Genomic DNA, 22,049 nt, shown 5'->3' with positions numbered 1-22,049 from the left:
TATTTTAATTCTTTCAGAACTATCTCTATCGAAATAGCCTCATTAAATTTTAATGTAAATGCGTTTTTTATTCAACCACCAACCTAAAGACCAGCAAACTAACATAAATACAATAGCAGTGACAAAAGCACCAAAACTTCCCGGAAATATCATCTGAAAAATACGTTCGCTCACCCATTCGAAAACATCCATCTCCGAATTTACCGGAATGAGACGTAAAGTGATAAAAAACAACTCTGAAAATAAGTATATAAACAAAGGATTTTTACCAAAAATAGTTGTGAATTCTACTCCAAAATGCTTCTGTTTCAATTCGATAAAATAAATTAAAATAGCCATAATGGATAAATCAATTCCAACAGTATACAACACAAAAGAACCCGTCCACAATTTTTTAGAAATAGGCAAAACCAAATCCCACCAACGGGCTAAAGCCATTAAAAGAAAACCAACAATTAATAATTTGGCTATCCCTTCAAATGTTTTACCAATTCGTTGAATAAATGTTCCGGCTATAAAACCGGCTACTACATTGACAATGGATGGCAAAGTGCTTAAAATTCCTTCGGGATCAAACGGAATGCTATCGCGCTTGTAAATATGCCCTTCTCCTAAAACAAACAAATCAAAACGAGTTACGGCATTGGTAGCCATTTCTAATTCGGCTCCCGGTTGTCCAAATAAATATAAAATAGCCCAGTATCCCAGTAAAAAAAATGCCGATAAAATTATTGCTGTTCTCTGTGATAAATAGTAAAAAATAACTGCAGTAACAAAATAACACAAAGCAATACGTTGTAAAACCCCCATAATACGGGTTTCGGCAAATGGTTTTAATTCCAAAACACCATCAACACCCTGTCTGAAAAATGGAAACCAGTACATTAAAAATCCCAACAGAAAAATGATAACGCTACGTTTAATTACTTTTTTCCAAAACAAATTTGCTGGTGCTTCTTTCATTTTTCCCATCGAAAAACTCATGGCATTTCCCATTGCAAAAAGAAAGGAAGGAAATACCAAATCAGCTAAGGTAAATCCGAACCATTCCGCATGAGTCAAATAGTCATAGAAATGAGCTCCCGTACCCGGAGTATTGACCACAATCATTAAACAAATCGTGAGTCCCCTGAACATATCAAGGGACAAAAAACGATTGGAATTTGGGTTAGAAATTGCATTCATGTTTAGTAATCGTATTTAATTGGTGCCATTCGTTCCGTTACGGGAATAATGCGGGATCGGTATTTTTTATGTAATGCTTTGGCAATCTCATTTGGATTTCCTTTAGCTTTTACAGGAAAATCTTTTATCTCCGTTACCCATTTCCACTCCCATTCTTTTATTTTTTCGTCAAAATTATCCTGATTGAATTTTCCCCAATTGGCTTTTACATCTGTAAAAAATTGTTGCCAACGCGGTTTGTAAAAATCAGTAAACAGTCCGCTCCACTGACGGTTGCTGTATTCGTGCAATCTGTTATCAGCTCCACCCCAAAGCGTAATCAAATCACGAGCATTTTGCTCGTACAATGCTTTTTCTTTTTCATCAATTCCCCAACTTCTTGCATCGGCAATCCAAGGTCCTAAAAGGAAATCCTGACGTGTGGCTAATAACAAATCCATATCATCAATCAATTCTAAAAATTCCTTGCTGTATTTATCAAATGCTACTTTATCGTTATTTTGATACGCCTTTGTTATTTCTTGCTGCAAAGGCAAAGCATAATTCGCCAAAACTTGTCTGCTCACATCCACCAAATCATATTGAAAACCATCTGATTTTTGAGCAACAGGAATGGCTTTTATAAAAAGATCCCAGGCCGGAAGTAAATCTTTTGGTTCATAATTTAATTTAGTTCTCGCCCAACGACGATAGCCTTCAAAAGTAGGACGGGAAACAATAATCGATTCCGCACCATCACGAATTACTTGTCCGTTATAAACTGTTTTTACCAAAATATCCCAGGCTTTTGAAATATCAGCATTTGATTTTCCGTAGCGGTTTAAAGTATATTTATCCAACCAGGAATTCAATTCTATTGGGGTGTCCCGCCAGGTATTATCAGTCATCAACTCATACAAAACCGGATTTTGTTCGATGGCTTCCATCGTTAATCCAATTCCTTTTAATTTTCCTGATTTAGGATCTTTCAAAGCTTTTGCAGGCTCATTGGCTACGGTTTCTATTCGACCAAACATCGAAATATTTCCACCAAAATTGTGCAGCATATTCCAAATCCATTGTTTAGCATAAAAAGCTTCGGTACGTTTCCAAACGGGTTCAATTTCTGTAGCCAAATCCAGAATAATCATACGATCATCAGGAACTGCATCCAGCATTCCTTTGATTTGTGGCGCTTCCCAAAATTCTCTGTGGCTGTAAAAAAGCCAACCCTGCATTACCCAAACCGCATCTTTATCGGCTGATTTCATGCCTTCGAAAATCTTCTTACTCAATTCAGAAAGATAAGCAGGATCATTAGACGGTGGTGTATTTTCGTTAAAAGTATCTGCTGAATACAAATGATCCGTTCCGTAAACTTCAGATTGTTTTTCTAAAAATTTCTTGCCAATTTCGGCAAATAACGGATCATCAGAATCTAAGATGTACGTATCCTCAAAATCATTACCCCAGTTGGTTTGCTTTAATTTGGCATTTGGAAAAAACTTTTTAAAAGAAGCTGGAACGTGACCTGTAAAAGCAGGTAACACGGTTTTCATTCCTAATTCACGTTCTCTTTTTAAAATTTTTAATTGCAAATCGCGGTGCGTGTCTTTCCAGTTTTTTGATAAAGGTCCGCCCCAACCGTCCAAATTTCCCATCCAAAACCAAGAGAAATAAGCTGGTCCACTGAAAAAGGTACTTAAATCTTCATCGGTGAAACCATACGATTTATAAACTTCATCCCAAATATATTCTTCTCCTGTAATAGCCAGCGGCATATTGATTCCGTGCAAAGCCATCCAGTCGATTTCTTTTTCCCAACGCTCCCAATCCCACCAACTCATGCTGTAATTAAAAGTGCAATAATTCAAATAATAACGGTATTCATAAGGTGTTTTTTTATGGATTAATTGAGGAACTGCCGGTAATTTTTTAGGCAAATTTAAATTGGTCCCATTCCATGTGATTTGGCTGTTGGTAAAATTATTTAGATAATAATACAAAGCCGAAGCGACTGAAACCCCATTGTTCCCTCTTAAGAGAATTTTATCTCCTTTAGACACAATTTCAAACCAGTCTTCTTTATTGGAAGATTCGATTTCGACACTAAACTGCGAAGCATGATTCGGCACAATACGAGCAATGAGCTGGCTGGCAGTAGTAGCTATTTCTGTTTCCGGTTTTGTCGATTTACAGTTTCCTGCTTCAAAAACAAAAACAACAAACAATAGGATTAATTTTAGATTGGTTTTCATCTATTTTAAGATTATATTATAGAAAATCAGAAACTGGAAATACCAGTTGGTTTTATTTTTAGTATGTTGTGACTTGTATCAAAATTCAAACTATCAATACAAATTTGGCGTAAAACATATTCTTCCTTTTGCGGAAAAATGCGATGGTACAAAATATAATCTTGTCCTTTTTCATTAAAAACCGAATGATGACCCGGTCCATAAGTTGTACTATCCGCAGTAGTTTCCAGAATAGGACTATTCGCTGCTGTTTCAAATGGACCCAACGGAGAATTCCCTACCGCATATCCTACTTTGTAAGTGGCATCTATTGCTTTTCCTGACGAAAACATTAAATAGTATTTCCCGAAACGCTTAATCATGTATGGAGCTTCAAAATAATCTTTTGGCGTAACTGTTTTGGGTTTTTCATCAAATGAAATCATATCCGAATTCAGTTTGGCCGCCATACAAGTACCATTTACCCAATTAAATCCGGAACCCCAATATAAATAAGCCTGACCATCTTCATCAATAAAGCAATCGGCATCGATATTGTGTACCAAAGGATAATCTTTTGCTGAAATCAAAGGCGACTGGTCTTCTTTGGCATTTTTCCATGGCCCTAACGGAGCATCACTCACACCAGCCCAAATTTCGCTTCCAACAGAAACATACATATAATATTTTCCGTTAGCTGCTTTTTTAACCGAAGGTGCCCAGACCATTGAATCTTTAGAATTCGGGCTTGTACAGGCTTTTTTGGTTGGCCAGTTTAAATGATGGCGTTCGAATTTCAAGAAATCCTTTGTTGAAAATACCGCCAGTTCATCACCACCCCAAGGATCAATTGTGGCATAAATAAAAAAGGTATCCCCTTCTTTTACAATACAGGGATCAGCAAAATATCCTGGTATAACTGGATTTGCTATGCTTGGTTTTTGTTGTAGATTTTCCTTCTTCGCTGCTTGCTTACAAGAAATCAGCAAAATACTCATCAGCAAAATAAAAATGCCTGGTTTAAAATTCTTCATTACTACTTATTTTAATCATCAATAAAAATTACTATTCTTCAATTACTTCGTCTGATTTTGAAGGCGGAACTTGTTTTGTTCCCCAGGTTTTAGAAGGAGTTGCCGCCATTTCAAATTCTAACACACCACCTTTTACAATATCACTATGCTCGATAAAAGCATTTTCGAATGGTTTTCCGTTTAACAAAACCGATTTGATGTATTTATTTTTCTCAGAAAGATTTTTCGCTTTGATGGTGAAATCTTTTCCGTTTTCCTGATGAATCACCGTTTGTTTGAAATAAGGCGAATTAATCAAATAATACGATTGTCCTGCATTAGGATACAAGCCCATCATATGAAAAGCCAGCCAGGAAGACATGGCCCCTGAATCGTCATTTCCTGGAATTCCGTTTCTGGAACTGTTGTAATTTTTATCAATAATTTGATGAATGCGGTCGTTACTCAAATCAGGACGACCAATCCAGTGGTATAAATTCGGACTCAAAAACGAAGGTTCATTGGCAACATTATAAAATCCTTTGTCAAAAAGTGTATTTAAACGTTTTTTGAAAGCTTCATTTCCTCCTGTTTTTTTGATTAACATGGCCACATCATGAGGAACGGAAAGGGAATATTCCCAAGAACTGGCTTCGTAGAAAACACCACACCACCAGCAAACACAATTAGGCCAATCCTGTGCCAAAGGCGTGTAGGGAACATAAGAAATTTTTCCGTTGGTAGCAGCACACTGAATACTGTCCACCCATTTTTTATTGGAATCTTTCGGCATGATAAATCCACGGGAACCATTGTCTTCAATATCTCTCCATAGGTTTTGCCAGTTGTCTGATTGCTTGATAAAACGCCAGTATTCCCCTTTTCGTTTCGTCCCTTTGGCTACAATTGCCAGACAATAATCATTATACGAATATTCTAAAGTCCGGTTACCGGAACGCACATAATCGGTAGAAACATATCCTAAACGGTTGTAATCCACTAATCCGCCACGACCTTCTTTTTCTTCATTCCCACCAGGAGGAAATAAGGCATCTTTCATCATAGCTTCTAATCCTAACTTATAATTGATGCCTTCCAAACCTTTTACAAATGCATCGGCAATAACGACCTCAGCATTTGAACCACCCTGAGTACGTCCATTCGAATTTCCGCTTCTGGCTTCCGGTAAATAACCATCGCGTTTGTAGATTTGCAACATCGCATTGACAATATCAATTTCGCGTTTAGGATCTAAAAGCGTAAGGAGCGGACTTGAAGAACGGTAGGTATCCCAAATAGCATAAAAATCATCATAATAAGGTGAATCATTTTCCCAAAGCGGATTTTCTCCTGTACGATCTACCGGCATCAACATGGTATGATACAAACCGGTGTAAAACATAGTTTTCTTTTCTGTCGAAGCTTCTTTTTCCACCTCCACTCTTTGCAATAAATTATCCCATTTTTGTTGGGTTTCGGCAAGCTCTTGATTAAAATCCCAATGCGGAATTTCTTTATCGATATTTTCTCTGGCTTTTAAACTGCTGATAAACGAAATTCCAATTTTCATATTCAGCGTTTTATTAGCTAAACTTTCGAAAAATAACATCGCTCCGGTTTTCTTGCCGTTATCCACCTGATTTTTTTCATTAGGAAAAAACGTTGAGCCTTTCCAGGTTGAGAAAGAAGTAAATGGCTGATCGAAAACTGCTGAAAAATAAACGGTATAAGTTCCCCCGTTGTTCCAACCACCACGAACTTTTGTGTGTCCACGAACTTCAGTATCCGAAATCACTTCAACCTGAGAACCTACAAACTGTTGCGCTTCTCTTCCATCAGGAATAATGGACTCGTCCAGATACCTGCCTAAATCAATTTTAATGGCATTTTTAGCATTCGAATTAAAAAGAAATTTGTAAAAAGCAGCTCTGTCAGAAGTGGTTATTTCTGTTTGAATATTCCATTTTTTCAATAAAGCACCATAATAACCCAACGCTACTTTTTCGTTTTCACGGAGCGATTCCTGTTTGATTGTTTCAAAATCACCTGATATAGGCATTATTGACACATTTCCATATTTAGCTCCACCACCAGTTCCGCTTACATGCACCTGGCTAAAACCATAAATGGGTTTTGTCATATCAGTAGTAAAACCACTATTGGCATTTAAGTCGTTATCCGGTCCCGGTTTAATCATTCCGTAAGGACATGATGGTCCAATGAAAACATTTCCAAGACCTTCCGAACCAATCATTGGATCAACAAACTGATGGTTTTGAGTATGCGACTGACTGACTGTCAATAATGCTAAACAAATAAAAATTACATTCCGGCTCTTTGTCATAATTACTATTTTAATTATTCTGTTTAGATAATTATTTTTAATAAACCACACTCTTTTTTCAAAAAAAAGAACAAAAAAAGTGCACAGATGACACGGATGAATCATCTGTGCACTTCTTTTTTGTGTTTCAAAATTTTAAATCTTACAAAAAACAAGCGCCGTATGTATGCTTTATTTTATGTAAGCTTCTAACTTATCTAAGTCATTGATCTCTTTTTCTTTGGCACTGGCCGAAACAATTTCAGTTGTTAAATATTTAGCCGGTTTAGAGATTAATAAATACTGTGTTCCGTCATCGGTGTTTTTCACATAATCCTTTGGATTGTATTTTATTGCTGCTCCAATTCCAACTACCTCAGCTGCTACATCCTCAGGATGCGTTCCCCAAACTGCGATATAGTTTTTTCCTTTTTTAGTTTCAAAACCTTTAAAATAATTTACTCCCGTTACAAACTGCACTTTCTCTCCGTTTAAACTAAAAGCTTCCACTTTAGCCTCTCTCTTTCCTGAAAAAACAGTTACCCGAACTTTAATATCAACCTTTTTCCCTTTGTAAGGCACTCCCCTGGATATCATTTCCATATAAGAAGTATTTTCTGTTTTACCTACATGAGCCAAACGATTCGTTACCGGATTCAACGGCACTACTTTTTCTCCATCCCAAAGGCGTACACCTCCTAAACCAACAGTCGCAGCTACTTTATAATAATCAGCTCCCCATCCTTCTTTTTGTTGTTCAGCCGTAGGATACCAATGTGCTGCTTTCAACTCCAGACCTTTTTTTGCTTTATTGTAAACATCAATCGCTACTTTATCACTAAAATAGATTCGCAATGCCATCCATTCGTTTTCAACTGCCGGCCCGTGATGTCCAATTGTACTGTATAAATCCCCTGATTCAGAACCAATATCTGTCAGGTAACTTATTTTATCGGCTTTCATATACAAACTTGCATCTGTATTATTTTGCCCAAAACAAATACCTCCCAACAGCAAAGCAGCCATAAATGATAATTTCATAATTTCGATTTTATAGATTAAACTTAATTTTCGTAAAAATAAGTAAACTTTCTACAATGCCCGAAATTTTCCTTCATAATTAAGAAATTGTCATTTTATGATGGAAAGGCGTAAAACCAGTGATGTAAACGTGTACCCCATTTGTATGTAAAGTCCCCTGATGATAGGTATATGCTTCACTATCTAAATTATTTAGGTTTTGATGTTCCACTAATCCCGGACCTAATGCTATGCTATCATTACCCATATTTGCTTTCACAAACCCTGATTTCAGGAAATAATTTCCTTTTTCGTCCAATGTTGCACCTGCAATTTCAGTTCCTTCTTTAAAACACATTTCAATAGTTATTTCCACATTTGGAGGACCATCTACTTTAAAATCCAGACTGAGTTCTCCATTATTTTCTTCTACTTCAATTACTGTATTTTGTGTTTTCACATTACTTGCAACTCTATGTTCAAAATCCATTTTGTTCCAAAATCGTCCATCCTGAGATTCTGACAATTGATAATCGCCATCTGATTTAAGAAATTCCGGAGCTAATGGCTGATAATAATCCGCTTCTTTGGTTTCTTTCAAAATATATTTATTCCCTGTTTTTTCAATACCATCACTGCTGAAATACCCCATCCTGAAAAATGAAGAAGACAATCGCATGTATTTTAAAACTGCATCTCCTTTTCGATACATTAAAAAATTAGGATTTGATGATCTTCCGGAAACTATCATAACAGGTTTATCATTTCCTCCAAATAAAGTTATCGAAGTTTTTCCTCGTCGGATTCGAGCCAGGTTTGAGACAGCGAAAAACTGTTCAAAGTCATTTTCACTATTTGCTTGCACAGGAATTTGCTGCTGCAACACCGGGTTTTCCATAAAATCAATCAAAGCATGCGATAAAACAGAATGAATAAAATCAGCGCTCTTTTCAATCAAATTGACCATATCGATAAACTTAGGATTCGCTGTATGGATAGCCATAAAACGGTATTGCAAATAAAACTTGGACACCGTTAAATTCATAAACTGATCCTGTCTTTTAGAATCTACTGTAACCAAATCACCATTCGGTTCTGTGTAATAATAATACGTGATCAGGTTTTTTTGAACAATATCCAGCAATTCCGGTTTATTTAGTAATCTGGCTATAGTTATCAAAGCCTTATCAATAACTGCCGAATACACTCCGCTTCGTTCCGAATAATGTCCGTCCTCATTGAGATAAATCCCTTCCGCTAACCATTGATTGATTCTATTGATGTAACGAACATCAGGATAAAGCGAATTGATATGAGCCAAAGCCGCACAAACCACCCAGCGGTGATTAGGAGTATGCACACCACCTGTTATCATAGCTTCTCCGGCATTTTGAATAAACTTTTTAAGTTTGCTTCTAACCCCATCTAAATCCTTATTTTTATTGTTTTTTAAAACGGTAGCTGCGGAACAAATAGATTCCAAAACAAAAGCAGTATCCGGTGGCGATTGCCGGTTTCCTCCGGCATCAACAGTTCCGTCACTGTATTGCCCTTTTAATAATACATCAGCCGATTGATTCAAACGTTCGAAAACAATTTTAGACTTATAAAACTTAGACTCCCTATGAGAAACCGAAGCAACAAATATTGCGATAGTGCCTGCCAAAGAACGGTAACTACTCAAACGAACAGCGGAATCAACCCATTCTTTTTGAAGCAGCTGTTCTGCCATTTCATCATTATGTAAGAGTAATTTTTTCATTAAAAGAGCATCTTTTTTAGTTTCCGGGGCACTCAAAAAATGATCATTTGCCAAAACAGCATCGCTAACCAAAGCTCCAAGCAAGGAGAGACTTCCTAGTTTTAAAAATTTACCACGACTGATTGGATTCATACTCATTTTTTATTAGTTAGACAAAGAAAAAGGTCTGCTTTCTTTAGCAGTTCCCCAGGATTTATTCGGTTGGTTACCCATTTCAAAATCTAATGTTCCACCTTTCATAATTGAAAAATGATCCAAGTAGGTTTTATCATAAGCCTCTCCGTTAAAGCTGATTTTTTGAATATAATTGGCTCCAGATGAAGCGCCTTTAGCATTAATAATTAATTTTTTTCCTTTTTCTAAACTCAGTGTAATTTTATCAAAATGAGGTCCTGAAATCACATATTGCGGTACGGATGGCGCTACCGGATAAAATCCTAAAGCTGCAAAAACATACCAGGCCGACATTTGCCCGGCATCATCATTTCCACTCAATCCACCGACTGCATTGCTGTATTCAGTCTTCATAATCTGGCTAACTAATCCCTGAGTTTTCCAAGGCTGACCAGAATAATTATATAAAAACGGTATCTGGTGTCCCGGTTCATTTCCATGCCAGTATTGGTTGGCGGCATGGAAACGATCCAGGTTGGTATTGAACCCATCTTCTCCTCCCATTAAATTCATTAACCCTTTAATATCCTGAGGCACATACCAGGTGTATTGATAAGGCGTGCCTTCGGTTATGTATGATTTTCTAATAAACTTGTCAAAATCTTGGGTAAAAGTTCCGTCAGCATAACGACCTCTTACGCAGGAATCGGTTACGCTATAGACATTTTGATAATTCAAGGCTCTTTTTTTCAAGAGTCCGGCATGTAACGTATCTCCTCTTTTAGCTGCAATTTGAGAAAGCGCAAAATCATCAAAGGCATATTCTAAAGTTCTGGAAACCTGTTCTCCTTTATGAAAGGATTCTTTTACCTCATCTTCCAATGGAACATAACCATATTTCAAATAAGAAGTCAAACCGCGACGTCCTTTTCCATTTACATAATCCGCATGATTTGCTGGAGTTTTAAAAGCATTTTTCAATAAATAACCATATTCTTTATCTGAAATTTCAATGTTATCTTTCATATAAGCATCCGCTATTGCAGCTATCGCATGATCTCCTATCATCGCCGAAGTGTAACTATTCCAGCATGGAAAAATGGGCATCCATTCACCTTGTTCTGCCATAGCAAAAAGACTTTTCATCATTTGTCCGTTTGTTTTAGGCGTTAGCATATTAAACAACGGCAGCGACGATCTGTAGATATCCCACATCGAAAAATCAGTAAAATAATTTTCGTTACCACTATTCATTACCTCTTTTCCTCCATTAAAACTTAAATAAGTTCCATCAGCATCATTAAAGGTTCTGGGATGCAAATAACTGTGATACATGGCTGTATAAAACTTTACTTTATCGTCTTTATTTGTTCCTTCTACCTTTACTTTTGAAAGCAGATTTTCCCAAATATCTTTCAGATTTTCTTTTGCTTCGTCAAAATCCACTATTCTGGTTTCTGTTTCTAAATTTTTTCGGGCTTGTTCGATACTGGTAAATGAAGTTCCAATTTTAGCTTCGATAGTTTCTCCTTTTTCCACCACAAAAGAAATATAAGCTCCTATGTTTTCCTGATTAGCAATTTGTGTGTGTCCATTAAGTATTTTTTTTTCCTGATAAACACCAAAGTTTTCCGAATTTTTACTCAATTTTACCACAAAATATCCGCTAAAACCCGCTCTTTCGCCCGAACCCTGATAGATTTTATGCACCGGATTATATCCTGAAATTTCATTTTTATCAGCATTAATCTGGATAAATCCTTCTCCTTCGTCGCTGTTTGGATTCACAATGATGTGTGCTTCACCTGAATTCTCAAAAGTAAAACGAAACAATCCACAACGCTTAGTAGCTGTCATATTCACATCAATTTTATAATCCGCAAGATTAACTCTGTAACTGTATGGAGTTGTTTCTTCAGTATCATGAAAAAATTTAGAAGCTCTTTCGTCAGCCTGACATTTCAATTTTCCTGTAACAGGCATAATCGTCATACTTCCATAATCCTGAACACAGGAACCACTGAGCCAGTGGCTTCCTCTAAAACCCGAAATCTTAGTATCTGTATAATAATAAGGCGCTACACATTTGGTTTCCGTTGCTTTAGTTTGTGCTGTCCAGTTCGTCATTCCAAAAGGAACGGTAACATAAGGCACCACCTGAGCATTATTTTCTTTTTCATCTTCTCCATGCTGTAAAGCACTAATTGTAGTAGAAGGTGCCGTACCAATTAACGGATTAACAAAATCTACATACTTGCTCTCTGTCCGTTTAACGGAACAGGATAACAGGACTAATAAAACGATTATTGCTGTTAATTTATATTTTAATAAACGGTGTAAATCCATGTTTATCGGTTTGCTTTTTGCTGAAGGCCAATTGTTTTATAAGACTCTGAGACCTGTTCAACAGAAATAAATTTATATTCGGGGCTTTTTTACTATTGACTGCATGTAAAAAAATTGTATTCGGAAAAAACAGAATTCTGTCAAACCAATTGAAGGGATTAATCCGGTAAAGTTTTTTTCTTTTAAAACAGTTGAATTTCTTTTAATAAAAAAATTAAACTATTGAAATAAGCTAATACTCTGTATCTGATCAAAACAAAACTGATTCTGTGACGACTAGTCTATGATAACCGAATTATTATTTAGAAAAAGAAAAGAGAAGAAGAGCTAACTTCTTCTCTTTTTCAGGGTTAAATAAATCACCAACTTAAATTAACCAATCAACAATAAATAACTTAATCATTAATATAATCCGGATTTTGAACTAAAGCAGGGTTAAGTACCAATGCATTTGTTGGAATTGGAAAAAGACGACGTTTTACATCTGTATCTGTTTTGAAACCCCATTGTCCTTCAAATTTTCCAAATCGAATCATATCGTTTCTATGCCATGCTTCCCAGGCAAATTCACGGGACCTTTCTTTGTAAAGGTCTTCTAACGTTACAGCAGTCCATGGAGCAGAAGTGGTACGATTAGAACGTATAGTATTTACTAACGAAAGTGGTGTGTCGCCCAAAGTAGCCGTTCCGCCACGAAGAATAGCTTCCGCTTTCATTAAAAGAATATCTGAGTAGCGTAAAAATGCTACATCATTATTCTGATTTCTACTTGTTGAAGTAGCATCCGGATAAAATTTAATATTTCTATACCCGATATTCCAGGCTATTTCATCATTACCTAAATCAAGGCCTTTTACATTTGCCTGACTTCCTCTATAGGTGATTTCTTTGCTTAATTCTACCTGGTAAGTAAATGAAGCTCCACCATCTGCACCTGTATAATATTCGTCATAACCTTTTTTAGTTGTAGTAACTGTTACAGGGGTAACTCCATCAGCTAAAAATTGTTTTCCTGTCAACCATTGTCTGTTACGAATATCATTTGCATCATTTTCAAAATGAGCATAGAATTCCGGCAATGTACTTCTTGGTGCACTAGGAGTAAACGGAAGTCCAAATCTGGTTCTTAAAGAACGAGGTACATCATAACGGGCATGATACATCAATCCGCCACCACCAACAGCCGGGTCATAAGGAACTGCAAAAATAAATTCCTTCATCTGAGGACCATTATTTGGATAGAACATTTGTAAATAAGTATTTCTGCCTTCAATAGTATAAAGACCTGATTTAATTACTTCATCGCAAGCAGCAATACATTCGTTATTGCGTTGTGTCCCTGTATAAACCTGTGCGTTCAAATACATTTTAGCTAACAAAGCATTAGCTGTCTGTTTATTTGGTCGGCCATAAGTTGCTACTCCGGATGCCGGATTCAAATTAGGAATTGCTTTTTTCAATTCTTTTTCAACAAAATTAAAAACTTCTATTCTGCTTGATTTAGCACGAGAAGAAAAGTCACCATAAACAGTATCCAATGGTACTGCTCCAAAATTATCCATCATTATAAAATAAGAAATCGCACGCATGGTTTTTAATTCAGAAATCAAAGTAGCTTTTTCTGCACCGGCAGGCATAGCTTCTTCTAAAATCGAAATAGCCTGATTACTTCTTCCTATAACTCCGGAAGACCAGTTCCATAAACTTCCTACGATACCATTATCTATTGTCCAATCATGGAAATGCATCGCAATGTAGTTTCTGTTGTCAAACCAGTTTCCTCCTCTTGCAGGCAAAATTGCTTCATCGGTAGTTAGTGATTGTGACCACCACCAGGAGAATGAAAAATCGCCTCGAAAAGCTACATAAACAGGTCCTGTAGTCTGAATAAACTGCGTGGAATTTTGAGGAAAAACCTCCGGTGTCAGTTGTGTCGTAATTGGCACATCTAAATTTTCGCAGGACCCGAATAAACCAATAGCCAGTATTGGAAGCCCAAAATATTTTATTATTTTTTTCATAATATTTACAATTATTACAATTATTATTTTCTTAGAATACCACGTTAAAACCTAATAAGAATGATCTGGTTTTTGGATAAAAATTATTTGAATCTACCCCTGGTGCCGTACCACCCTGTTCTACCTCAGGATCAATACCACTGTATTTTGTAATCACAAATAAATTATTTACAGTGGTGTACATACGTAAACTTTTAACGAACTTGTTAATGTTTTTAAAGTTGTATCCAAGTGTTGCATTATCTAATCTGATATAACTGCCATCTTCTATAAAACGGGAAGAATAGCGATATGAATTAAAATCTTCCGGAGATTCATTTTGCGCATCTACCAAAATATTTGTAGTCATAGCTGTAGAAGGTCTGAATAAATCGGCGCGGGTAGCATTGAAAATTTTATTACCAAATACTCCTCTGAAGAAAACACTTAAGTCAAAATTCTTGTATTGGAAATTATTGGACCATCCTAATAGCACTTTTGGTTGTGCATTCCCTACATAATGATAATCAACACCATTTAATGGACTTGTGGTCAGGTTACGGTCTTTATCGTAATACTGAGAAACACCATCAGCATTCTTTCCGGCATAATCAAGAGTAAAAAATTGCCCAAGAGGTTTGCCTTCTTTGAAAATTTGCAAAGTAGCTCCCGTTTGCCCTCCTCCGTCAGGTTGTACTCTTCGGATAGAATCTCCTCCGATAAAGAATGGATTTGTTAATTTTACTATTTTATTTTTGTTACTCGCAATATTTAAATTAGTAGACCAGGTAAAATTAGTCGTCTTAACCGGTGTAGCACCTAAAGCAATTTCGATACCTTTATTAGACATAATACCTCCATTGGCCACAATTGATCCTACAGGAACCAATACTGGGTTCACCTGATAGTTAAAAATCATGTCAGTAGTTTTCTTGTCGTAAACATCAACCGAAGCTGTAATTGTACCTTGTAATAACGAAACATCAAGTCCCAGGTTAGTTGTTGCTGTCTTTTCCCATTTCAAATCCGGGTTAGCAGCCTGTATTGGACCATAAGCTCCTATTTGTTGACCGTTATAATAGAATGTTCCGGCACTTCCTGAGATAAATTGAGCAGTGTAGGCATTAAATCCGGAAGAATTACCGGTAACACCATAACTGGCGCGCAATTTTAAATCGCTGAAAACATTCTGGTTTTGCATGAAGTTTTCTTTATCAATTCTCCAGGCACCACCCACAGAAGGAAAATATCCCCAACGGTTATTTGCTCCAAATACAGAACCTCCATCTCTTCTTACTGTTCCCTGCAAAAGATATTTGTCATTGTAGTTATAATTTACACGCGCAAATTGAGAAATCAAACGTGTCTTTTGATATGCCTGACTGTCTCCAAAATTCACCACATAACCTCCTACTGAAGTATAATTACTTAAAGCTAAATTATTATAGCCCACATTATCTACCGGAAAATTAGTTGTAGTAGCCTGAAAACCATTACCTAAAGTATTCTCCTGCCATGAGTATCCTAAGACAGCTTTAATTTTATGATCTCCTAATTCTTTATCCCAATTCAAGAAACTCTCTATAATATTATTGGTGTTTTCATAATAATTTCTTAATGCTGAACCATTTACACCAAAATTCACTAAAGTTTTTGTCAAAGGCGGATCTGGATTGTTGTAAAAGTTAGCACTATTATATTGAGAATAATAGCTATCATAAAACTCTCCGTGAGAAGTACTTAGTTTTTGATGAGCAATATTTAAATTATATGTAAATCCAAATGGAAGTTTTACTTCTGTAGTAAAATTTCCAATAAGATTATTTGTCTTAGTTTCATCAGTCCCGTGCTCAATTAAAGCTACCGGATTGAAATATCCTGTACTGGTAAAATTTTCAAAAAAACTGCCATCTTCATTTCTTACCGGAGAAACCGGAAGATGATTTATCGATTGTAAAAGAACCGTATTACGTTGAGGAACATTTACGTATTCACTAACAGAATTAGTAACATTTAATCCAAATTTTACTTTATCATCAAATGCATATTGTTCAACAGATAAACGGGCAATTACACGTCCAAAATCGTTTTTCTTAAGAATACCTTCTCTTTTAATAGAAGTAAGACTGGCAGAATAGCTACTTTTTTCACCTCCGCCACTTATAGATAAATTATGGCTACTGGACAGTGCTCCTGATCTTAAAATCTCATCTTGCCAGTTTGTGTTTGCTCCTTTATCATTTTCAGGAGTAAAATTCAAATTATTTTTGGTTGTAAACTCTCTCAATTGAGCAGCATTCATCATATCCAATTGATTCGAAACATTTTCAATACCAAAATAACTGTTGTAAGCAATCTGAGTTCTTTCCTTACTTCCTTTTTTAGTAGTAACCATGATAACTCCATTTGCAGCTCTGTTCCCATAAATTGCAGTCGCAGCAGCATCTTTAAGTACATCAATAGTTGCGATATCATCCGGTGAAATCATCGAAATATCCACACCCGGAATTCCGTCTACCACATAAAATGGACCTTGAGAACTATTTAAAGTAGAAACACCACGCATTACTACAGAAGCTGCTCTTGTTGGGTCACCACTGGATGAAATATTCAAACCGGCAACTTTACCCTGAAGCAATTGTCCCACATCACTAATCGCTCCTTTATTCATATCTTCTGCTTTAACAGAAGTTACAGAGGTAGTTAAATTTTTTCGGGATCCTTTACCGTAACCTACAACCACTACCTGCTCTAAATTATTAGCTCCTGAAAGTAATTTAATGGTCAGATTCGTTTTTGCCCCACTTAATTTAACACTTTGATCAGCAAAACCAACATAAGAAACCACTATTCCAGCATTTGGATTAGAAACTTCCAGTCTAAATTTTCCATCTAAATCTGTTACTACACCATTTTTCGTTCCGCTTTCTAAAACATTTGCACCGGGTAAAGGCAGATTCTGATCGTCTACCACCTTACCGGACACCTGTGTTTTTTGCGCCCACGAATTAATTGAAAACGCTATTAAGAAAAATAACGTCAATAATTTGAAATTGGTTTTTTTCATTTTAATTAGTATTAGTTAATAATATTATGGTAAAATTAACAGTATTGTGAATTTTCGGAATGGATAAATTCGTCAAAAACATATAAAATACAGTCAAAAAAGCACAACAAAAAAGCATTTAAAATATATTTTACACTTTTTATAGCAGTATTTTTTTAATTATAACCAATAAACACTCCTAATTAAGAAGATTTATTCATTTTAACAACCCTTAGCTTTATTATAAAGATGAAGTAGATTTTCTAAACGTTTTTAACATTTAAAAAACCTAAAAACAACCTAAATTCTTACTTCATAACATCATTACTTAATAAATCATCTCAATTGTTTCTTAAATCCATAAAAACAAATCTTCCTTCTAAATAAACATTATGTAATTTATTAAGTCAAAAATTATCACTATAAAAAATTTATCCATGTTTTTGAATCATTTATCCATTTTAAGAAACGGACATCTGTTTAATTTTGATATTCATTAATTCAGAAGAACATCTTCTCTTACAACTATTTACCATTATTTAAAAACAAACCCAAAATGGAAAAAATCAATAACTCAGACAAATTCAATAACCCAATGCATCAAATTGACGATTGGGAAGAAAATCTAATCGAACGCTATCCGGATCCTGCTGCTGACACAAAAGAAAAAGAAGAATTCCGTAATTACGTGGATTCAGAAAGAGTAGAAACCGTAAAAGAGTTTTATCGAATTAATCATACGTATCAGACTTATGATTTTGTGTGCGAAAAAGAAAAAGAGTTCTTAAAATTTGACCGAAAAGAAATGTCCTTATGGGAAGCAGTAGATTTCCTGAATACTTTAGTAGATGATAGTGATCCGGATATTGATTTGGACCAATTCCAGCATTTACTGCAAACATCAGAAGCCATTCGTGCCGATGGACATCCGGATTGGTTTGTACTTACCGGATTTTTACATGATATTGGGAAAGTGTTGTGCCTTTTTGGAGAACCTCAGTGGGCTGTTGTGGGAGACACATTCCCGGTAGGCTGTCAATTCTCAGACAAGATTGTATACCCTGAGTTTTTTGCTGCAAATCCTGATAGTACTAATAAAAAATACAATACTAAATACGGTGTTTATACTCCTAATTGCGGACTGGATCATGTAAAAATGAGCTGGGGACATGACGAATATTTATACCAAATCATGAAAGATTATTTACCGGAACCGGCATTGTACATGATTCGCTACCATTCTTTTTATTCTCAGCACCGTGAAGATGCTTATACGCATTTGATGACAGAACATGACATAGAAATGTTTGAATGGGTAAAAAAATTCAACCCATACGATTTATACACCAAAGCACCTGTCAAACCGGATTCAAAAGCTTTACGTCCTTATTACGAAGAATTAGTGGCTAAATATTTACCTGCCAAACTGAAATTCTAATTTTTTATCCTGTAAACTTAATATCCTTTTGAAATGTTATACACCTATTTAGGCTTTTTTGGATTCACGCTCCTAGTCATAATTTACACCAGTTACAAACTCCGAAAAGATAATCTTGACACTTCAAACGGCTATTTTCTGGCTGGAAAAAGTTTGACTGCTCCTATCATTGCCGGTTCGATGATACTGACAAATATTTCTACCGAACATTTAATTGGAATGAATGGGAGTTCATACAAAAACGGAATTATCGTTATTGCCTGGGAAGTTACCTCTGCAATAGCTTTAGTTATAGCTGCTATTTTTATAATTCCGCGGTTTATGAAAATGAAACTTACCACTATTCCTGAGTTTCTGGAAAAAAGATTTGATTCTCAAATTCGCTCTATCGTAGCTTTTTTATTAATGAGTTCTTTTGTAGTTACCTTATTGCCTATTGTTCTTTATTCAGGAGCTATTAATATTGAAAGCATTTTTGATTTCTCTGCGATATTTTCAATTTCAAAAGAACAATCTTTGGTTTACACGGTTTTAGTAATTGGCATTATCGGTTCAGCTTATGCTATTTTTGGAGGATTGAAAGCTGTTGCGTTTTCTGACACCCTTAACGGAGTTGGCTTAATGCTCGGCGGTTTATTAGTTCCCGCGATTGCTTTGTACCAAATTGGAAATGGGAATGTTTTTGAAGGTGTAAGTACCATTTATAACTTTGCTCCAAAAAAATTCGACATTATAGGAAGCGAAGATTCAGTATTGCCTTTTTCAACACTTTTTACAGGACTTATGATCAACCAGATTTATTTTTGGGGCATGAATCAAACCATTATTCAAAGAGCTTTTGGTGCTAAAAATTTAGTGGAAGCACAAAAAGGATTGATATACACCGGTGTTTTCAAATTATTTATGCCGCTGATTATTGTACTTCCCGGACTGATAGGTTATTATTATTTTCAGGAACAACATTATGACAAACCTGATTTAATTTACCCACTTTTAGTTAAAAAAGTTTTACCTACCTACCTGTATGGATTATTTGCAGCTGTAATTTTAGGAGCAGTACTAAGTACTTTTAACAGCGTATTAAATTCTGCAAGTACTATTTTTTGTATGGATATTTACAAAAAAAGTTTTAACAAAAACATATCAGACAAAAAACTGGTGTATTACGGGAAGATTTCATCGGTGGTGCTTGCTGTTTTATCTATTTCTGTAGCACCATTAGTAGCTTATGCTCCTTCGGGATTATATTTTTTATTACAGGAGCTGAACGGAATCTTTTTTATTCCGATTTCTTCAATCCTCGTAGCCGGTTTATTTTTTAAGCAAATCAATGCTGTCGGTGCTAAAGCCGGATTATTTTTTGGTTTTGTTTTCTATATCTTAACCTCATTTGTATTCAAAATAGATATTCATTTTGTCCATTTATGGGGAATTGAATTTGTTTTAAACTTCATCATTATGTTTGTATTTTCAAAAATGTATGCAACTTCAAAATCAAACACAGAATACGAAGAAAATTTAGCTAATAATTACGAGAAATCCTGGTCAGGAATAAATATTGCGGGAAGCATTTTAGTGTTCCTGACTATCCTGATTTATATTTTACTGTCATAATAGATTTAATTCATTTTCAAAACACGAAAAAACATTACCATGATAAAAAGCAATATTGATAAAGCTACAGGATTTGAAAAACGATTTGAAAACATCAACACGGTAGTTTTTGAAAATTCGAAAACAGCTTCTGTAGCCGTTGCACAAGAAATTGCAGCATTAATCCGATTGAAACAACAGCAAAATAAATCTTGTGTTCTGGGACTTGCAACCGGATCATCTCCAAAGGGTTTATATGCTGAACTGGTAAGAATGCACAAAGAAGAAGGTCTTAGTTTCAGCAATGTAATTACCTTCAATCTGGATGAATACTATCCCATGGAACCGGATTCCATCAATAGCTATGTCCGCTTTATGAAGGAATTATTATTAGATCAGGTAGATATTTTACCTGAAAACTATAATATCCCGGATGGTACTTTGTCTAAAGAAAAAATACAGGATTATTGTGCTCAGTATGAAGAAAAAATAGAAGCTTTGGGCGGAATCGATTTGCAAATTCTGGGAATCGGCGGAAATGGACATATTGGTTTTAATGAGTCGGGTTCTTTACAAAATTCAAAAACAAGATTAGTTGCCTTAGATCATATTACAAGAGTAGCTGCAAGTAAAGATTTCTCCGGATTAACTAATACACCAAGAACTGCTATAACTCTGGGAGTAAAAAAAATAATGGAAGCTAAACAGGTGATTTTAATGGCTTGGGGCGAAGGAAAATCAAACATTGTAAAAGCCTCTGCTGAAGGTACAGTGACCAATCAGATTCCGGCTTCTTTCTTGCAGGAACATGATAACGCTGTTTTTGTTTTAGATCAGGAAGCCGCTTCTAAACTCACCCGAATCAATACTCCATGGCTAGTTGAAAAAATTGTCTGGACCGATCAATTAACGCGGAAAGCTGTTTTACGAATGGCTCTGGATCTTAAAAAACCCATTCTAAGACTTACCGATGCCGATTATATCGAAAACGGAATGAGTGATTTATTAGCTGATTCAGGTCCTGCTTACAACATTAACATCAATATTTTTAATAAATTACAGCATACTATTACCGGATGGCCCGGAGGAAAACCCAATGCCGATGACAGCAACAGACCGGAACGTGCGGAACCGGCCCGAAAAAGGGTGCTTATTTTTAGTCCGCATCCAGATGATGATATTATTAGCATGGGAGGAACTTTTATGCGTTTGCAGGAGCAGGGTCACGAAGTGCATGTAGCTTATCAGACTTCCGGAAACATCGCTGTAGCCGATAGCGAAGCCGAGAGATTTGCCCGTTTTGTATGCGATTATAATGAAAAATTCAATATAAGCAGTCCGGAAGCAGCTACCATTTACCATAAGGCGCACGAGTTTCTTATCCATAAAAAAACAAGTCAAAAAGACATTTCTGAGGTAAGACATCTTAAAGGGCTTATTCGAAAAGGAGAAGCTCGCGCTACAGCTCATTTCGTGGGTTTAACTGACGATCAAATCCACTTTATGGACTTACCTTTTTATGAAACCGGAACTATTGAAAAGAAACCTTTAGGAGAAGCTGATATCCAACTAACAATGGATCTTATTGAAAAAACAAAACCACATCAGATTTTTGCTGCCGGTGATCTTGCCGATCCGCACGGAACACATAAAGTATGCTTAGATGCCATTCTGGAAGCCGTAAAAAATCTTAAGTCTAAAGATTTTATGAAAGATTGTTGGCTTTGGCTTTATCGTGGTGCCTGGCAGGAATGGGGAATTGACGAAATAGAAATGGCCGTACCTATGAGCCCTGATCAGGTATTGGCAAAAAGACATGGAATTTTTAAACATCAATCTCAAAAAGATGGTGTGGTTTTCCAAGGTACAGATTCCAGAGAATTTTGGCAAAGAGCTGAAGACCGAAATAAAGAAACTGCTGAATTATATGATCAGCTTGGTTTATCAAATTATGCCGCAATGGAAGCCTTTGTAAGATGGAAATTTTAAAAAT

At 35.8% G+C, this 22,049-nt stretch carries 12 protein-coding genes; 3 read left to right on the top strand and 9 right to left on the bottom strand.

Annotated features, from left to right (window positions below):
• Positions 1–42: 42 nt before the first annotated feature.
• The 9 genes from ACSV4D_RS01610 to ACSV4D_RS01570 all read right to left on the bottom strand — a co-directional run bounded on the left by ACSV4D_RS01610 (position 43) and on the right by ACSV4D_RS01570 (position 17,046).
• Positions 43–1,185 carry an acyltransferase family protein gene (locus ACSV4D_RS01610; protein ID WP_408081077.1) on the bottom strand — a complete coding sequence of 381 codons (1,143 nt, stop codon included), beginning with the start codon at positions 1,183–1,185 and terminating at the stop codon, positions 43–45.
• 2 nt (positions 1,186–1,187) lie between these two features.
• Complete coding sequence (locus tag ACSV4D_RS01605; RefSeq protein WP_439226875.1) at positions 1,188–3,422, bottom strand: alpha-N-acetylglucosaminidase; 2,235 nt, start codon at positions 3,420–3,422, stop codon at positions 1,188–1,190.
• A 26-nt stretch (positions 3,423–3,448) separates the two neighbouring features.
• On the bottom strand, positions 3,449–4,435 hold the full coding sequence (locus ACSV4D_RS01600; protein ID WP_439226874.1) for a family 43 glycosylhydrolase: 987 nt from the start codon (positions 4,433–4,435) through the stop codon (positions 3,449–3,451).
• A 31-nt stretch (positions 4,436–4,466) separates the two neighbouring features.
• Positions 4,467–6,758 (bottom strand): GH92 family glycosyl hydrolase, encoded by a 2,292-nt coding sequence (locus tag ACSV4D_RS01595; protein ID WP_439226873.1) that lies wholly within the window; start codon positions 6,756–6,758, stop codon positions 4,467–4,469.
• A gap of 171 nt (positions 6,759–6,929) precedes the next feature.
• Positions 6,930–7,778 (bottom strand): DUF4861 family protein, encoded by an 849-nt coding sequence (locus ACSV4D_RS01590; protein WP_408081073.1) that lies wholly within the window; start codon positions 7,776–7,778, stop codon positions 6,930–6,932.
• 79 nt (positions 7,779–7,857) lie between these two features.
• Positions 7,858–9,657, bottom strand: a complete 1,800-nt coding sequence (locus tag ACSV4D_RS01585; RefSeq protein WP_439226872.1) for a hypothetical protein — start codon at positions 9,655–9,657, stop codon at positions 7,858–7,860.
• 6 nt (positions 9,658–9,663) lie between these two features.
• Positions 9,664–11,979 carry a GH92 family glycosyl hydrolase gene (locus ACSV4D_RS01580; protein WP_439226871.1) on the bottom strand — a complete coding sequence of 772 codons (2,316 nt, stop codon included), beginning with the start codon at positions 11,977–11,979 and terminating at the stop codon, positions 9,664–9,666.
• A 395-nt stretch (positions 11,980–12,374) separates the two neighbouring features.
• A complete protein-coding gene (locus ACSV4D_RS01575) occupies positions 12,375–14,000 on the bottom strand; it encodes a RagB/SusD family nutrient uptake outer membrane protein (protein ID WP_408081070.1) in 1,626 nt (541 codons plus the stop codon).
• 31 nt (positions 14,001–14,031) lie between these two features.
• The gene (locus ACSV4D_RS01570; protein ID WP_439226870.1) at positions 14,032–17,046 is read right to left on the bottom strand and encodes a SusC/RagA family TonB-linked outer membrane protein; all 3,015 of its coding nucleotides are present in this window, start codon (positions 17,044–17,046) and stop codon (positions 14,032–14,034) included.
• 535 nt (positions 17,047–17,581) lie between these two features.
• Here ACSV4D_RS01570 and ACSV4D_RS01565 point away from each other — a divergent pair.
• From ACSV4D_RS01565 to nagB, 3 genes are read left to right on the top strand one after another with little or no spacing between them, the layout of a single operon-like run.
• Positions 17,582–18,463 carry an inositol oxygenase family protein gene (locus tag ACSV4D_RS01565; RefSeq protein WP_439226869.1) on the top strand — a complete coding sequence of 294 codons (882 nt, stop codon included), beginning with the start codon at positions 17,582–17,584 and terminating at the stop codon, positions 18,461–18,463.
• A gap of 33 nt (positions 18,464–18,496) precedes the next feature.
• Positions 18,497–20,077 (top strand): solute:sodium symporter family transporter, encoded by a 1,581-nt coding sequence (locus ACSV4D_RS01560; RefSeq protein ID WP_408081067.1) that lies wholly within the window; start codon positions 18,497–18,499, stop codon positions 20,075–20,077.
• A 39-nt stretch (positions 20,078–20,116) separates the two neighbouring features.
• Positions 20,117–22,045 (top strand): glucosamine-6-phosphate deaminase, encoded by a 1,929-nt coding sequence (nagB, locus tag ACSV4D_RS01555; protein WP_439226868.1) that lies wholly within the window; start codon positions 20,117–20,119, stop codon positions 22,043–22,045.
• Positions 22,046–22,049: the final 4 nt, after the last annotated feature.

The sequence above is a fragment of the Flavobacterium sp. ARAG 55.4 genome, from assembly GCF_051846875.1.
GTDB lineage: Bacteria > Bacteroidota > Bacteroidia > Flavobacteriales > Flavobacteriaceae > Flavobacterium > Flavobacterium plantiphilum.
The sequence above is the reverse complement of the archived record's forward strand: the minus strand, read 5'-3'. Positions and strand labels throughout refer to the sequence as shown.

Coding starts and splice junctions, on each gene's coding strand:
- ACSV4D_RS01610 (WP_408081077.1), bottom strand. CDS start 1,185: ATGAATGCAATTTCTAACCCAAATTCCAATCGTTTTTTGTCCCTTGAT.
- ACSV4D_RS01580 (WP_439226871.1), bottom strand. CDS start 11,979: ATGGATTTACACCGTTTATTAAAATATAAATTAACAGCAATAATCGTT.
- ACSV4D_RS01560 (WP_408081067.1), top strand. CDS start 18,497: ATGTTATACACCTATTTAGGCTTTTTTGGATTCACGCTCCTAGTCATA.
- ACSV4D_RS01605 (WP_439226875.1), bottom strand. CDS start 3,422: ATGAAAACCAATCTAAAATTAATCCTATTGTTTGTTGTTTTTGTTTTT.
- ACSV4D_RS01600 (WP_439226874.1), bottom strand. CDS start 4,435: ATGAAGAATTTTAAACCAGGCATTTTTATTTTGCTGATGAGTATTTTG.
- ACSV4D_RS01595 (WP_439226873.1), bottom strand. CDS start 6,758: ATGACAAAGAGCCGGAATGTAATTTTTATTTGTTTAGCATTATTGACA.
- ACSV4D_RS01590 (WP_408081073.1), bottom strand. CDS start 7,778: ATGAAATTATCATTTATGGCTGCTTTGCTGTTGGGAGGTATTTGTTTT.
- nagB (WP_439226868.1), top strand. CDS start 20,117: ATGATAAAAAGCAATATTGATAAAGCTACAGGATTTGAAAAACGATTT.
- ACSV4D_RS01570 (WP_439226870.1), bottom strand. CDS start 17,046: ATGAAAAAAACCAATTTCAAATTATTGACGTTATTTTTCTTAATAGCG.
- ACSV4D_RS01575 (WP_408081070.1), bottom strand. CDS start 14,000: ATGAAAAAAATAATAAAATATTTTGGGCTTCCAATACTGGCTATTGGT.
- ACSV4D_RS01565 (WP_439226869.1), top strand. CDS start 17,582: ATGGAAAAAATCAATAACTCAGACAAATTCAATAACCCAATGCATCAA.
- ACSV4D_RS01585 (WP_439226872.1), bottom strand. CDS start 9,657: ATGAGTATGAATCCAATCAGTCGTGGTAAATTTTTAAAACTAGGAAGT.